Genomic DNA, 13,101 nt, shown 5'->3' on the forward strand with positions numbered 1-13,101 from the left:
CATGGATATACAAGAATACATAGCGTCTGGAATTTTAGAGTTATATGTAGCTGGTTCACTTTCTGATAAAGAAAATGAAGAGGTGTATGAAATGCTATTAAAATATCCTGAACTACTAACAGAAGTACAAAAAATTGAAGGAACGGTTTCTACACTAACTTCAAGTGTTGCACCATTAGAAAAACAGCCGTCTTTTAAAAATCTTTTAATTAAAATTATTCAAGATAAGGAGACAAATCCTAAGGTGATTCCTATTGATAGAGATAGAAGAAATTGGATTACCTATACAGGTTGGGCAGCTTCAATAGTGGTTGGTAGTGCATTACTTTTATCACAAATAAATAAATCTTCTTTATCTGAAGAATTAAGAGAAACAAGTGCAAAAAATCAACAATTTCAAGAGAAATTAAAAGAGACAACTAATAGCTTAGAAACTAATAAAACATTGTTAGCTGCAATTCGTGATAAGAATGTTATTAGTATTCCTTTACAAGGGCAAAAAGTATCGCCAGATTCTTATGCAAAAGTATATTGGAATAAATCTACTGAAAAAATTTATGTAGATGTTCAAGGACTTCCAGATCCACCAAAAGGGAAAGTATATCAATTATGGTCGTTAAAACTTAATCCTTTAACTCCTACAAGTTTAGGTACTTTAGATAACTTTACAGCAGATGCTACTAAAATATTTTCTATAACTAATCCTAATGAATCTCAGGCATTTGGAATTACGTTAGAACCTGAAGGAGGAAGTGAAAGTCCAACGTTAGAGCAATTATATACAATTGGAGTAGTAGAATCTTAAAATAAAAGCAACTTAATTTCAAAAAAATATAAATTAACAATAGCCACTATAATGTGGCTATTGTTTTTCGCCAATACATAACATGCCCCCCGACTGATTATATTAGCGAATGATTTAAATACAAATCATAAAACTATTTTTCTGCTAAAACTTATACGTAATCGTTGCTTTAGCATTAAAAGGTGTTCCTGGAGTAAAATGAATTTCTTCTACGGGAGAGGTTTCATTTGATAATTGAGAGGTCGTTGCAAATTGAGTTTCATTCCAATCAGTATCAAAAATATTTTCAATACTTACTCCTATAGTAATGTTTTTAATAGTATAATTAAGATTAAAGTCACTCACAAAATAGCCTTCTGCTATAATGGAATTATCTTCATTAGCTGGTCGATTGTCAATGTATCTAAATTGTAATCCACCTGAAAAATTATGAACATCATTAAAAGAAATTCCTCCTGTAGCTGTAAAATCTGGGGCTAAAGGAATGTAATCTTGTCCAGATATTTCTTTCAAACTTCTAGCAGTTGTTAATGTTACATCAGAATCAAAGTATATTTTTTTAGATAATTGATAACGTACCCCAAAATCTAAACCATATCGTTTTGATTTTCCCGAAGGTTCAATAATTCCAGCATCTCCAACATACACTAACTCTTCTTCAGAAAGTAAATACCATAATGCTGAGTTGATGATTATGTTTTTTGATGGCTTCCATATTCCGCCTACATCTATACCGTAAGCTCTTGGTAAGATTTTTCTAGTATCTTCTTGAAGAATAACTCTTGCATCGTTAGAGTGAAAACCTATTCCACTTTTTACAAAAAGTTGTAGGTTTTCATTAGCATTATATGCAATGTTTAATTTAGGATTTACAATTGCTTTACTTTTAGAAAGTGTTTGGTAATTAGGATCTAATCTATTGTTGTACAAAAACTTGAAATAATCTAAACGTAAAGCGGGTGATATTTCGAACTTACCGGTACTAAAACTGGCGTTAAAGAAGGTGTAAAAATTTGTTTGATTAACATCTCCAAGTTGAATTTGCTGTAATGTTTCATTTCTGTTTTTTGTTTTAGATAGTTCGATATTTTTAATATTATCGAAACGTAGCCCGATTCCTTGATTGTACTTAACTGAAAATGTACCGTAATCTTTTTTGTTATTGTAATTTGTGTTAAAACCATAGATGTTTCGTTGTTCTCTTTGACGAATTTGGTCTCCATTTACGGGGTCTTCAAGAAAAAAGGTGAAATTAGAGTACAAATCAAAATTATAATTTGATACGTATGCATTGGCAGTAAGTCCTCCACCGTTTTCAAATGATTTCAATAACTGAACGTTAAAGTTTGAACGAGAAGTTTCTCCACCTTCAGTATCATCAATTGCACCAAATCGAGTAATATTTCCGTTATCAACTTCACGTTGAGGTATTTGTCCGGAAGCGTCCCAATTACTAGTAAAATGTGATGCCGTTAAAATAAGTTGATCAGAGTTGTCTAATAAAGTTCTGTATTTAGCAAATAGATTGATTCGATTAAAGTTTTGAGAAGATTCGAAAGGACCATCACTTTCTATATATTCAATAGCCATATAAGCATTGTTTTTTATAGAACTCTCGGTAAGATTGAACATTCCGAGAGTTCTAAGTGTATTAAAATAACCAACCCTAACGCTTATATTATTTTCTTCTAAACTGTTTTTTGTAGAGAAATCAGCATATCCTGCGGTGTTAAAATCACCTTGATCTGCATAATACGGACCTTTCCCGAAATCTATTTTTTGAATGGTTTCAGGAATCACAAAATGTAAATCGCTATATCCTTGACCATGTGCATGTGAAACCATATTCACAGGCATTCCATCTACTTTAATACTCACATCGGTTCCATGATCTACATCAAAACCTCTTAAAAAGATTTGCTCTGCTTTTCCACCTCCAGCATGTTGACCAATAATTAGTCCAGGTATTTTTCTCATAATTTCTTGAGATGAATTAACTGGATTACTTTCTAAATCTATTGCTACTATAGAGTGTAAAGGATTTTTAGTTTTACCTATTACCAACTCTTCAAGCTCTATTGACTTTTCTGTTAGTTGAATTATTTGTTTTTTTTGCTGATCCTCTTTTTGAAGTGTGAATTTATGAGTGCTATATCCTAAAATTCCTACTTGGATAGTGTCACCTACACTACAATTAGAAAGTTTAAAGAGCCCGTTTGAATTAGAATGTGCATGCGACTGAGATGATAAATTATAAATGTATGCATCTGCAATAGGCAGTTTGTTTTTATTTATGATTTGTCCCTCTATTGAAAAAGTATCGCTTTTTTGAGCTTCTCCAATTAAGGCTATTACAAACGAACAAAGTAATAATATTGTCTTTCCTAGTTTCATTATAATCGCTCTATTTTATTAAACGTAACAGGTCCTAGTTCATAACCACATTCTAGTAATTCTACTTTAATTTTAGAAGCTTCATCCAATAAACCATTAGCTTTGTAAATCTCTGCGACATGGTATAGTATAGAAGGTTCAAAACTTTTTCCAACTATATGTTCGTTAGCTATTGATAATGATTTTTTTAACTCGCCATTTTTAAAGGCAGCCCATGCTAATAAATCGTAAGATTCTGCAGTAGCTCTATTTTCAATTTCTTGAAGTATAATGTTATAAGCTTTAGTTTGCTCGTCAAATTCATCAAGAATTACCTTGGCAATATGACTGTTATACATCACTCCATATGACTTGTTTTCAGTTTGACTTAAAAATGAATTCAAGTATTTGGTTTTCATTTCCTCATCATTCTTATACTCATATATTTCAGCGATGAATAATGAATAATCTGGAGAAGCATTCTGCTCTTTAATTTTCTCTAAAATTCGTAAAGCTTCATCAGGATTGTTTTCATAAGAATATACAATCCATGAAATGCCTTTCATAGCATAACTATTATGCGGTTGTATAGCCAAAGATTTTAAGTAGTACTGATACGATTTTTTGATTTCATTATTATGGCCATAGAAATCAGCTAAGTTGGTATAACTCCAAACTAATAAGTCTTTGTTATTCTTAAACTTAGCAATACTTAATGCTTTTTCTAAAAAAGTAATGGCTGAGCTTAAATCTCCTTTATGATCACTCCACTTTCCAGCTCTTATGAAATAATCAAAATCAGCATACTTCTCAATTTGATCTAAATAGTGTTTAGCTTCATCATTTTGTCCAAGTTCTAAGTGGACATCAAAAAGCATTTTTTGTGTAGCAACTAATTCTTCTCCATTTTTTTCTACTTTTTTTAGAACATTGAGAGCATCTTTAAATTTATGTTGAGAAATATAATTTCTTGCTAATGCTCTTAAATTTCCTACTGAAAAGGCTTTTTCGTTTACTTGTAATAATTTTTTTTCTGCTTCTTTTAAATAGTTGATATTTCCAGTAATGGTAAATAAATTAGTGTTAATTGAAGCGATCTTACTTAAGTAAGGATATTGAGTAGGAGATTTCTCTAATTTATCTTTCCAAAAAGATAAGTTCTTTTTTACTTGTTGAATTTCTGTGCTTTTAGATTCAGTTAAAAAAGCTTCGTAATCTTCTTTATTTGTAATGCTGTTATTAGCCTCGTTGTTAGAACAACTTAAAAGAGTAAAAACAGAAATTGAGTAAATAATATTTTTTAGTTTCATGTTATTTGTTTTTAAATTATGGTAGATTACTGGTTGATACATCTTACATACACCAACCAGTAAGGGGGATTAACAAAGGGGATTTTTATCAGGAGACTTCCATAATCTGGGGGGATTTTTTGGGGGACTGTTTTGGGGATTATACTTAGGGATTAATGTACTTCTATGACTACCAAGGAGAAGCTAAGTAAGGAAAAGAACTTAGGAAATTCTTATCATTAGCATCTACATGATCATCTGATAATGAAGGATTTTCTGTAAAGTCCTCACCACCAAAAATTAGTAATAGTTCAACTGTAATAACATCATCAGCTAAAGCCCTACCTGTTAAAACATTTGTTCCATCATAGAAAGTTGTGGTACCATCTAAAGAAACAGATAAAACATCGGTAGCTAATACTCCAGAAAATGCTGCTGTATCTAAACCAAGTGCGTTTTTATCACCCATATTTGCATAAGCTGGGCTTAATGCTTTTAAGTTAGTTTCAAACATTGCTTGAAAAGCTGCTCCTTGTTCTGATGGAATTGTTGTATTGAACTCGTCTTTTTTATCTGAATTCACAAACACTGTATTAATAGCTGGTCTACCCATTTGATCTTGTTGTACATATGTTCCAGAAAAATTAGGGGTAATTGGAACCATTGTTGAATCGTTGTCATCACTACAGCTTATAATTGTAAAGGCTAATGATGCGAATGCGAATAATTTTATATTTTTTAATTTCATGATGTTTAGTTTTTTTTGATTATGATCTTACTTTTGATTCTACCCAAGTGTTAATTGTTCCAGTACCACCAATCATAGATTTAGGAACTTCAACAACAATTGAAAGTACGTTTGTTCCAGCAAAAGTGTCAGAACCAGGATTGTTAAATCCAGAAGCATTTCCAGCAATAATTTCACCATACCTAGCAAAGTCCATGAAGAAAGGATCATCTCTTGGTCCAGCAAAACATTTCATGTTGTTTTCCATACCAATTATTGGCTCTTGACCATATTTGGTAATAGCTACTTTTGATAAGGTTACAGAGGTGTCGATTGTACTATTCAATCCTGTTGATGATGGAGCGTAAGGTCCAAAGAAGTACATTTCTCCGTCTCTTGGAGTTGCTTGAATAACTAAATCTTCAATACTGTCTCCATTGGTGTCAATATTAAATTCAATCATTGTGTTTTCATCAAATGTTGCATTCATCGTTTCAGAAGGGCTTAATAATCCTTTAATGTTTGCAACAAATACGATGTTGTTGGTGTCTTCACCTTGAAAGGCGTAAAAATCTGTAATGTCTGAAGTTCCTCCTGAAACAGCTGGGGCATCAATGTGGTCTGCTGCAATCAATACTGTAATAGCACTTATTACGAATAGGAATTTTGTTAATTTTGTGTTTCTCATTGTGAATGTTTTAAATGAAATAATTCGTTTTACAATTCTACATACGAGAATTTTTAGACCTCGGTTTTTTAAAAGATCAAAAAAGTTTAAAAAAATTTTGATTTAATAAGTTTTAAATTGTTTAAAAAACTAATAATCAGTATTTAAAGTAAATAAATAAATTTTAAAAAATAATTGACTTTTTTTAAAACAAAGGGTTTAAAGTTTAAAATCTTATCATGGTTATAGGTATTATTAGTAAAAAAAAAGCACACTATTTTTAAGGTAAAAACCCTGAAATTTTGGAGGTATTAACTTTTTAAAATTGTTAAAATTATAGTACCTTAACTGTTCATCATTCTTAAGATGTAATCAACCAAAAATCTAATAATGAAAAGCACCAATGTAAATACGCTACTACAAATAGTAGCCCTTATTATACTTTTAATAATAGGGTACTTAGTTTTCAAGTCTAGTTCTAATTGGAAAGTAATAGAAATAGAACTTAACAATGCTCGCCAAGAGCTTAGAACTTCAAAAGACAATGTTATAAATGCTAAAGCTGAGCTTGAAAATTTTAAAAAGGAATTTGAGCAAATGAAAGCAAAAAAGGATTTTATCATTCATCAACGAGATTCATTAATACTACATTTTCAAAAGAAAAATGCTAAAGACTGGGAAGAACTTCAAAAAATAAAAGATTCTATTAAAGCTGTAAATGATAAGTTAGCTAGAGATAGAATAATTTTAGACGGACTTTTTGGAGTTAATTAAGGTAGAACCAAATAAATAATTCAATATGAAAAAAGTAATAATACTTGCCTTCTTGTTCTCAATTATTTTCAGTTATGGACAACAAGCAAGAGATTCTGTTAAAATAATTGAAATTCCTGCTTCGTATGCAAATAGAGTTGGAGAGCCTTTGTTAGTAAAACAAGATAGTTTATACCGATTTAAAACAGCAGAAATTTATTTAGTGAATAAAAAATCTTTTTTAGCGATGAAAAGTATATATCAAGCTACCATTGATCAGGATAAAATGACTAAAGAACTAGTAGAAAAGTACACAACTACTTTGCGTAGAAATATTGATTTAGAAAGAAAGCTAAAACTTAACTTTCAAGAATCAGATAGTTTAGATCAAAAAATATACGAGCGAAATCAAATTACCTTAGATCGTACTCAAAAGGCATTAGACTATACTATTGAAAGTTTAGACAAAGCCACTAAGAGTTTAGACATCATAGAAAAAGAAGGAAAACGTCAAAGAAGAAAAAATGTTTTCGAAAAAATACTCATTGGAACTGCAGGAATTGGAGTCGGTATTTTAGTCGGACTCGCATTTTAAAAACATCTTAACATTATATAATACAGCCCAATAGTTTACTATTGGGTTTTTTGTTTTTTAATAGTAACAGACCAGCTCCTAATAGTAAAGCTGCTTAAATTTAACGAATATGTATTCTTTTTTTCTAAATGTTAAATTTTGTTAAAACGATATCAATTATTTAATAATATTGCTTCAAATAAATCTAAAATTAACATTTATCATGAAAAACCCTTTCATTAAACAATTCTCGCGAATTGTATTCATTTTGTTTGTTGCTTTTGCTAGTTGTTCTAAAAACGACGAAATTATTGCAGAGCAAGAGTTAAGTAAAGAAGACGTAAAATATAGTGCTAGAAGCTCAGAAACTTCAGATATGAATCTAGCCTCTATTCTACACTATAACATCAACGTAAGAGATTTTAATAAATCTAAAAAGTTTTATGAATTACTTGGTTTTGTAGCAGCTATCGATTTAAACATTAATGTTACCGATCCAATAGAAGCGCAAGGACTAAATTTACCTCCGTATTCATTAAAAACAACACCTTTATTATTGTTTGATCGTTTTGTTATTGATTTGATTAAATTCAACAATCCTTATGATGACGCTTCACCTTATACAGATGAAAGTGCGTTAGGAATAACTACGTTAAGTTTAAAAAGTAGTTGTGTTTGGTGCGATATGAAACTGTTGAAGAGAAATGGATATGCTTACGAATTACTTGCTGGAAGTTTTTTAAACCCTAAAAAAATTAAAGTGCAAGATCCGGATGGAAATACTATTTATATCCATCAAGTGTATGACGGAAATGTACCTAATATTTTCGGAAAAGGTTCTGTAAACGGTTTATACTCAACCAATATAAATGTGAGTAATTTACAAACTGCTGTTGATTTTTACAGTGAAATAGGTTTTACGATTTTAAATGTAGAAAATGGAATCGCAGAAATTGGATTACGAGATGGAAGAAAAATTACACTAACAGAGTCTGACAGTGAATTAATGCCTTATGAAAAACTAAACCATTTAGGAATTGCTCGTATTGCTATCAATACTGATGATTTAGATAGTGATATTGCAACACTACATTCAAAAGGAATTCAAACTTACAGTCCAGAAGCCATAAAACCAACAGGTCCGTTTTCTTTTATTAGATATGTTGCTTTTGAAGATCCAGATGGAACTGTAATTGAATTAGTACAAAATACTCTTTTTTAAAAAGAGATATTTCAATCAACCAATCAACAACCAAGAAAGTCCAATAGTTTATGCTGTTGGGCTTTCTTCATTTGGTGAGATGTATCTATTTCTAGCTCTGTGTAATTGTTGTTGAATTTGTGTTCTTAATTTTTCTGGTTTTAAAATTTCAATAGATTCTCCATAACCTAAAATAACACGTTCCAATTCAAAGTTCGGTTGTACTAGAATATTAAAAATCACACCATCTTCAGTTTCTCTAATGACACGTTGGGTATGATGAAAAGGTTTTGTAATAACATAAGGAGCTAATCTTTTTTCAATCCAGAATTCTATACGTCGAGGTTTGGTATTAGAAACAGTAACTCCAATTACATTTTTAAAATATTCATCTCCATCAATATTTTTATCAATAAAATTTATCTCAGGTTTTTCTTTAACAGTAACTATTCTATCTAAAGCCAAATTCATAAAATCTGATTTATGATGAACAATTAAAAACCAACGGTTATTAAATTCTTTTAAGAGTTGAGGATGAACAATCAGTTTACTTTCTTTTCTAGCTTTGAAAGACTTATAAGTAATTTCAAGAACTCGTTTTTTCTGAATTGCATTATATAAAGGATCAATAAAATGCAATCCTTTTAACTGTTCATTTTTATCCAAATGAATAATCGCTCTATTGTTTTTTTGTGAAGAGTATACCGAATCTTCTAAACGTTGTAAAACACCATCCATCTCTTTAAATAAAGAAAAATCTTTAAACTGGCGAAGTACTTGAATAGCATCATTCATCACTTTAACATCATTTTCCGTAACAGGAATATTCATTATCGAATAACCTTCTTCGGCATATTCATAATACTTACGTTGATAAACTTCAATAGGAGCATTATAACCCAATTTATCACTTCGCATCATTTGAATATCTAATTGAATAGTTCGTTTACTTACGTACACATCTTTTCCTTCATATTCATATAAAGCATCAGAACAAGCATCAATTAAATCATCCAAAGTCCATTTACGCATCGTGTTTCGTAAACATTGATCAATGGTTTTATAGCGAATAAGTGCGTTTTTATTGGAAGCCATTTTTAAATCTGATTTAATTCGTTTTGAAGGTTCTTTTTCGCTTGTTGCTCAAATTTTTCAATAAAGCTATCGGTCTTATATATAAAAGGTTTATCAATAAAATGTTGCAGTACTTTTTTTCTACCTTGTTTGTATAATAGATTAGGAACAAGTTTGTATTCGGTTCGAATTAACTTCGAATACTGTTGATACACTTCAGAAGACTGACCTAAAATTGCTAAATCAAAATCAATTAAATATTGAGAGTCTAGATGTTCACTTTCATGAGTTTTTGTAGCGATAATCTGTTCTTTGATAATTTCTAAATTCAATTCTGGTAATAAAGTATTCAAAACTTCTAAGGCAAAATCTGCACTTTTCTCTTCGTTATCTTTTTTCCAAATGTTATAAATAATATCATGATAAAAAATAGAAAAAGCTACTATATCAGATTGTTCAAGATGAGTTTTATAATCATCAAAATAAGAGAATAGTTCTTCTAAATGTTTTAGATTATGGTAGGTTCTATGTTTTTCAGTGTACTTTGATTCTATTGATTTCCATAAAAACGAAATCAACATAGTATCATTTGTAAAACGACTTAATAAGTCGGTAAAACGTTTTTGTAAAGTCAACTTTTTCAATTAAATAGTTTGCTTTACAAAAATAAAAACTAATTTTATACCGACTTTAAATGGAATAAAGTTATTCGTTCTTTTACTTTTTGTTCAACAATAGTCTTTGAATTAATGTTTAATTTAAATACAAATAATTATGAATTGGAAAATTCAAAAGCTATTGAATGGAGAAACAATTATCTCTAAAGAACCAGGAAACTCAATGTTACCAATTTTGAAATCTAGACAACCTGTGGTTTTAAAACCAGTAGATTGGCAAGATTGTAAAGAAGGCGATATCGTTTTTTGTAAAGTACGGGGAAATTGTTTTACACATTTAGTAAAAGGTAAAAACGAAAAACGAGGATTACTAATAGGTAATAATCGTGGACATCTTAACGGATGGACGAAAAATGTATATGGTATAGTAACTGAAATCTTACCATTTGAGTAGTGCGATTAAGCACTTTTTTTGTTTATAGACTTTTCTTCTCTCAAATAAGATTCAAAATTTTTCTAATTAATTTTTATTACGCAAAAAGATTGCGCATTACTATAAAATATTTGCAGTGTGATTAAGAAAAAGAAAACGCCGTAAGTGGGAAGATGCTATGAAAAAACAAAACAATTTAAAACAAGTAAAAATGGATAAGAGATTAAAGAATGAATATAGAAAGCAAAACGAAGATTTACCTAAAGCAATTATATGTGATTTAGATGGTACACTCGCTCTTATAAATAACAGAAGTCCTTTTGACGCAAGTAAGTGTGAGAGAGATTTACCGAATATTCCCATATTGAATTTGGTAAATAACTATAAGAGTTTAGGATATAAAATAATTCTTTTATCGGGTAGAGATGGAACTTACGAGTTTCAAACAAAGTCTTGGTTGAAAACTAATGAAGTTTTATATGATGCTTTATTGATGAGAAAACCAAAAGATTACAGAAAAGATTCGGTAATTAAGGAAGAGATATTTATTGAAAAAATAGAAGATAAATATTACATAGAGTTTGTTTTAGATGATAGGAATCAAGTTGTTGATTTATGGAGAAAAAAGTTAAAACTACCTTGTTTACAGGTGTTCTATGGTGATTTTTAATTGTTAAAAATTAAATTCAATGAAAAGAAAAATATTAGAAAAATTAAAAGAAATAGAAAGAGCGAATGATATAGAAATATTGTTTGCTGTTGAATCGGGAAGTAGAGCATGGGGTTTTGCTTCTCCTGATTCGGATTATGATATACGATTTGTATACAGACATAAAAAAGAATGGTATTTAAATCTTTGGGATAAAAAAGATACTATCGAATTTATGACTGAAAATGATTTAGATGGATCGGGTTGGGATATAAGAAAGGCATTAAAATTATTGGCAAAGTCTAATGCTTCTTTTACGGATTGGTTATTTTCTCCCGTAATCTACAGAGCAAATTCAGAATTTGTAGAAGGGATGAAATCTTTGGCGAATAGAAATTTTAATCCAGTTGCGGGATTCCACCATTTTCATTCTATGAATAAAGGTTTTGAAGAAACGTTAGGAACAGAAGAAATGACACTTAAGAGTTATTTTTATACAATAAGAACTGCTTTATGTGCAAACTGGATATTGAAAAATAACACTATACCACCTGTTTGCTTTAGAGATTTATTTTCTTTATTGGAAAAGGATTATCATTCAAAAATAAATGATTTAATAGAATTGAAAAGTAAACGTATTGAAAAGAGTACAGAGAAGGTAAGTGTTGAATTAATTGATGTAGTGAGAGGAATAATTAAAGAGAATAATTCTCTGAAGGATAAATTAGTCAATGTAAAAGCGAATCAAGAAGATTTTAATAATTTCTTTTTGAAATATATCTAATACAATTATGGTAATGGAGACTGAGCGGAGTCGAAGTTAGTATCAGAAACAATCTACATTTTATAATCAAAAAAAAGAGGGTATGACACTTGAAGAATTAAAAAAATCAAATAGTATAATTTTTGAATGTATCAGCGGAAGCCGCGCATATGGATTAAATACGCCTTCTTCCGACACGGATATTCGAGGAGTTTATGTTTTACCTAAAGATCAGTTTTATTCCTTGGATTATGTAGACCAAGTAAATAATGATTCAAACGATATCGTTTATTATGAGTTAAGGAAGTTTGTAGAATTGTGTCTAAAAAATAATCCGAATATACTTGAACTTCTGAATGTTCCTGAGAGATGTATTATACAGAAGCATCATATTTTTGATGAAATTAAGTCAAGTTTATTTTTGTCAAAACTGTGTAAAAATACATTTGCGAATTATGCATTCACTCAAATTAAAAAAGCAAGAGGATTAAACAAGAAAATTGTCAATCCGGTTGAGAAAGAACGCAAAACAGTTGAAGATTTTTGTGTTATTCATAAAGGAAAAGAATCAATATCGTTGAAGATGTTTTTAGAAAATTCTAATATGAATAAAGACTTTTGTGGTTTGGCAAAAGTTCCAAACATTAAAAATTGCTATAATCTATTTTATAATGAAAACCTGAATTACCAGGGAATTTCAAGAGAAAATGCAAATGAAGTTTGTTTAAGTTCAATTCCTAAAGATCAAGAGCCAATAGGATTATTGTACTTTAATATGGAGGGGTATTCAACATATTGTAAGAAGTATAAAGAGTATTGGGATTGGGTTTCTAAAAGAAATGAAGACAGATATAAAAGTAATATTTCTCACGATAAGAATTACGATGCAAAAAATATGATGCATACTTTTCGCTTATTACTTATGGCTAAGGAAATAGGTGAAACCAAAACAATTCAAGTTGAAAGAAAAGATAGAGATTATTTGTTAGCGATAAAAAATGCTGATTTTGAATATGAAGAGTTACTGGAAAAGGCAGAAGTTTTGAAGTTTGAGTTAGATGAAATTTATCTTAAATCTGATTTACAAGAGAAGCCTAATAAGGATTTAGTAAATAGTTTACTTTTGAGAATAAGAAGTCGTTTTTATAATGAACTAAACAATTAATTTTACCAACA

General features: G+C 29.7%; 14 protein-coding genes. 8 read left to right on the forward strand and 6 right to left on the reverse strand.

The features are described from left to right. Position 1 precedes the first annotated feature (1 nt). On the forward strand, positions 2-805 hold the full coding sequence (locus tag EV195_RS02035) for an anti-sigma factor (RefSeq protein ID WP_132792230.1): 804 nt from the start codon (positions 2-4) through the stop codon (positions 803-805). A 144-nt stretch (positions 806-949) separates the two neighbouring features. Here the strand turns inward: EV195_RS02035 and EV195_RS02040 are convergent, their stop codons facing one another. The 4 genes from EV195_RS02040 to EV195_RS16880 all read right to left on the reverse strand — a co-directional run bounded on the left by EV195_RS02040 (position 950) and on the right by EV195_RS16880 (position 5,882). Beyond that, positions 950-3,199, reverse strand: coding sequence for a TonB-dependent receptor (locus tag EV195_RS02040; RefSeq protein WP_132792233.1), 2,250 nt, complete (start codon positions 3,197-3,199; stop codon positions 950-952). Beyond that, positions 3,199-4,488 (reverse strand): tetratricopeptide repeat protein, encoded by a 1,290-nt coding sequence (locus tag EV195_RS02045; RefSeq protein ID WP_132792236.1) that lies wholly within the window; start codon positions 4,486-4,488, stop codon positions 3,199-3,201. The genes EV195_RS02040 and EV195_RS02045 overlap by 1 nt, the downstream gene beginning before the upstream one ends. Before the next feature lie 169 nt (positions 4,489-4,657). Next, positions 4,658-5,215, reverse strand: coding sequence for a DUF4331 family protein (locus EV195_RS16875; protein WP_132792238.1), 558 nt, complete (start codon positions 5,213-5,215; stop codon positions 4,658-4,660). A 19-nt stretch (positions 5,216-5,234) separates the two neighbouring features. Next, positions 5,235-5,882 (reverse strand): DUF4331 family protein, encoded by a 648-nt coding sequence (locus EV195_RS16880; protein ID WP_132792240.1) that lies wholly within the window; start codon positions 5,880-5,882, stop codon positions 5,235-5,237. Between the two features lie 369 nt (positions 5,883-6,251). On the opposite strand from EV195_RS16880, the gene EV195_RS02060 reads away from it, so the two are divergent. The 3 genes from EV195_RS02060 (at position 6,252) to EV195_RS02070 (ending at position 8,410) form a co-directional block, all read left to right on the forward strand. After that, positions 6,252-6,635, forward strand: coding sequence for a hypothetical protein (locus tag EV195_RS02060; RefSeq protein ID WP_132792241.1), 384 nt, complete (start codon positions 6,252-6,254; stop codon positions 6,633-6,635). Between the two features lie 25 nt (positions 6,636-6,660). Continuing rightward, on the forward strand, positions 6,661-7,209 hold the full coding sequence (locus EV195_RS02065; protein WP_132792242.1) for a hypothetical protein: 549 nt from the start codon (positions 6,661-6,663) through the stop codon (positions 7,207-7,209). Positions 7,210-7,411: 202 nt separating this feature from the next. Continuing rightward, the gene (locus EV195_RS02070; protein WP_132792244.1) at positions 7,412-8,410 is read left to right on the forward strand and encodes a VOC family protein; all 999 of its coding nucleotides are present in this window, start codon (positions 7,412-7,414) and stop codon (positions 8,408-8,410) included. A gap of 48 nt (positions 8,411-8,458) precedes the next feature. Here the strand turns inward: EV195_RS02070 and EV195_RS02075 are convergent, their stop codons facing one another. After that, positions 8,459-9,484: a helix-turn-helix transcriptional regulator gene (locus tag EV195_RS02075; protein ID WP_132792245.1), complete on the reverse strand. Its 1,026-nt coding sequence runs from the start codon at positions 9,482-9,484 to the stop codon at positions 8,459-8,461. A gap of 2 nt (positions 9,485-9,486) precedes the next feature. Continuing rightward, positions 9,487-10,107 (reverse strand): HD domain-containing protein, encoded by a 621-nt coding sequence (locus EV195_RS02080; RefSeq protein ID WP_132792246.1) that lies wholly within the window; start codon positions 10,105-10,107, stop codon positions 9,487-9,489. Positions 10,108-10,237: 130 nt separating this feature from the next. On the opposite strand from EV195_RS02080, the gene EV195_RS02085 reads away from it, so the two are divergent. The 4 genes from EV195_RS02085 to EV195_RS02100 all read left to right on the forward strand — a co-directional run bounded on the left by EV195_RS02085 (position 10,238) and on the right by EV195_RS02100 (position 13,090). Then, a complete protein-coding gene (locus EV195_RS02085; protein WP_132792247.1) occupies positions 10,238-10,534 on the forward strand; it encodes a phage repressor protein in 297 nt (98 codons plus the stop codon). Positions 10,535-10,724: 190 nt separating this feature from the next. Continuing rightward, a complete protein-coding gene (locus EV195_RS02090; RefSeq protein ID WP_132792249.1) occupies positions 10,725-11,183 on the forward strand; it encodes a phosphatase domain-containing protein in 459 nt (152 codons plus the stop codon). A 19-nt stretch (positions 11,184-11,202) separates the two neighbouring features. Further along, positions 11,203-11,946 (forward strand): nucleotidyltransferase domain-containing protein, encoded by a 744-nt coding sequence (locus tag EV195_RS02095; RefSeq protein ID WP_132792250.1) that lies wholly within the window; start codon positions 11,203-11,205, stop codon positions 11,944-11,946. A gap of 82 nt (positions 11,947-12,028) precedes the next feature. After that, complete coding sequence (locus EV195_RS02100; protein WP_132792251.1) at positions 12,029-13,090, forward strand: nucleotidyltransferase domain-containing protein; 1,062 nt, start codon at positions 12,029-12,031, stop codon at positions 13,088-13,090. Positions 13,091-13,101 lie beyond the last annotated feature (11 nt).

Source organism: Tenacibaculum skagerrakense, assembly GCF_004345825.1.
Classification (GTDB): Bacteria; Bacteroidota; Bacteroidia; order Flavobacteriales; family Flavobacteriaceae; genus Polaribacter; species Polaribacter skagerrakensis.

Excerpts from the sequence above, each read along its gene's own strand:
- EV195_RS02035 (WP_132792230.1), top strand. The coding sequence starts at position 2 with ATGGATATACAAGAATACATAGCGTCTGGAATTTTAGAGTTATATGTA.
- EV195_RS02040 (WP_132792233.1), bottom strand. The coding sequence starts at position 3,199 with ATGAAACTAGGAAAGACAATATTATTACTTTGTTCGTTTGTAATAGCC.
- EV195_RS02045 (WP_132792236.1), bottom strand. The coding sequence starts at position 4,488 with ATGAAACTAAAAAATATTATTTACTCAATTTCTGTTTTTACTCTTTTA.
- EV195_RS16875 (WP_132792238.1), bottom strand. The coding sequence starts at position 5,215 with ATGAAATTAAAAAATATAAAATTATTCGCATTCGCATCATTAGCCTTT.
- EV195_RS16880 (WP_132792240.1), bottom strand. The coding sequence starts at position 5,882 with ATGAGAAACACAAAATTAACAAAATTCCTATTCGTAATAAGTGCTATT.
- EV195_RS02060 (WP_132792241.1), top strand. The coding sequence starts at position 6,252 with ATGAAAAGCACCAATGTAAATACGCTACTACAAATAGTAGCCCTTATT.
- EV195_RS02065 (WP_132792242.1), top strand. The coding sequence starts at position 6,661 with ATGAAAAAAGTAATAATACTTGCCTTCTTGTTCTCAATTATTTTCAGT.
- EV195_RS02070 (WP_132792244.1), top strand. The coding sequence starts at position 7,412 with ATGAAAAACCCTTTCATTAAACAATTCTCGCGAATTGTATTCATTTTG.
- EV195_RS02075 (WP_132792245.1), bottom strand. The coding sequence starts at position 9,484 with ATGGCTTCCAATAAAAACGCACTTATTCGCTATAAAACCATTGATCAA.
- EV195_RS02085 (WP_132792247.1), top strand. The coding sequence starts at position 10,238 with ATGAATTGGAAAATTCAAAAGCTATTGAATGGAGAAACAATTATCTCT.
- EV195_RS02090 (WP_132792249.1), top strand. The coding sequence starts at position 10,725 with ATGGATAAGAGATTAAAGAATGAATATAGAAAGCAAAACGAAGATTTA.
- EV195_RS02095 (WP_132792250.1), top strand. The coding sequence starts at position 11,203 with ATGAAAAGAAAAATATTAGAAAAATTAAAAGAAATAGAAAGAGCGAAT.
- EV195_RS02100 (WP_132792251.1), top strand. The coding sequence starts at position 12,029 with ATGACACTTGAAGAATTAAAAAAATCAAATAGTATAATTTTTGAATGT.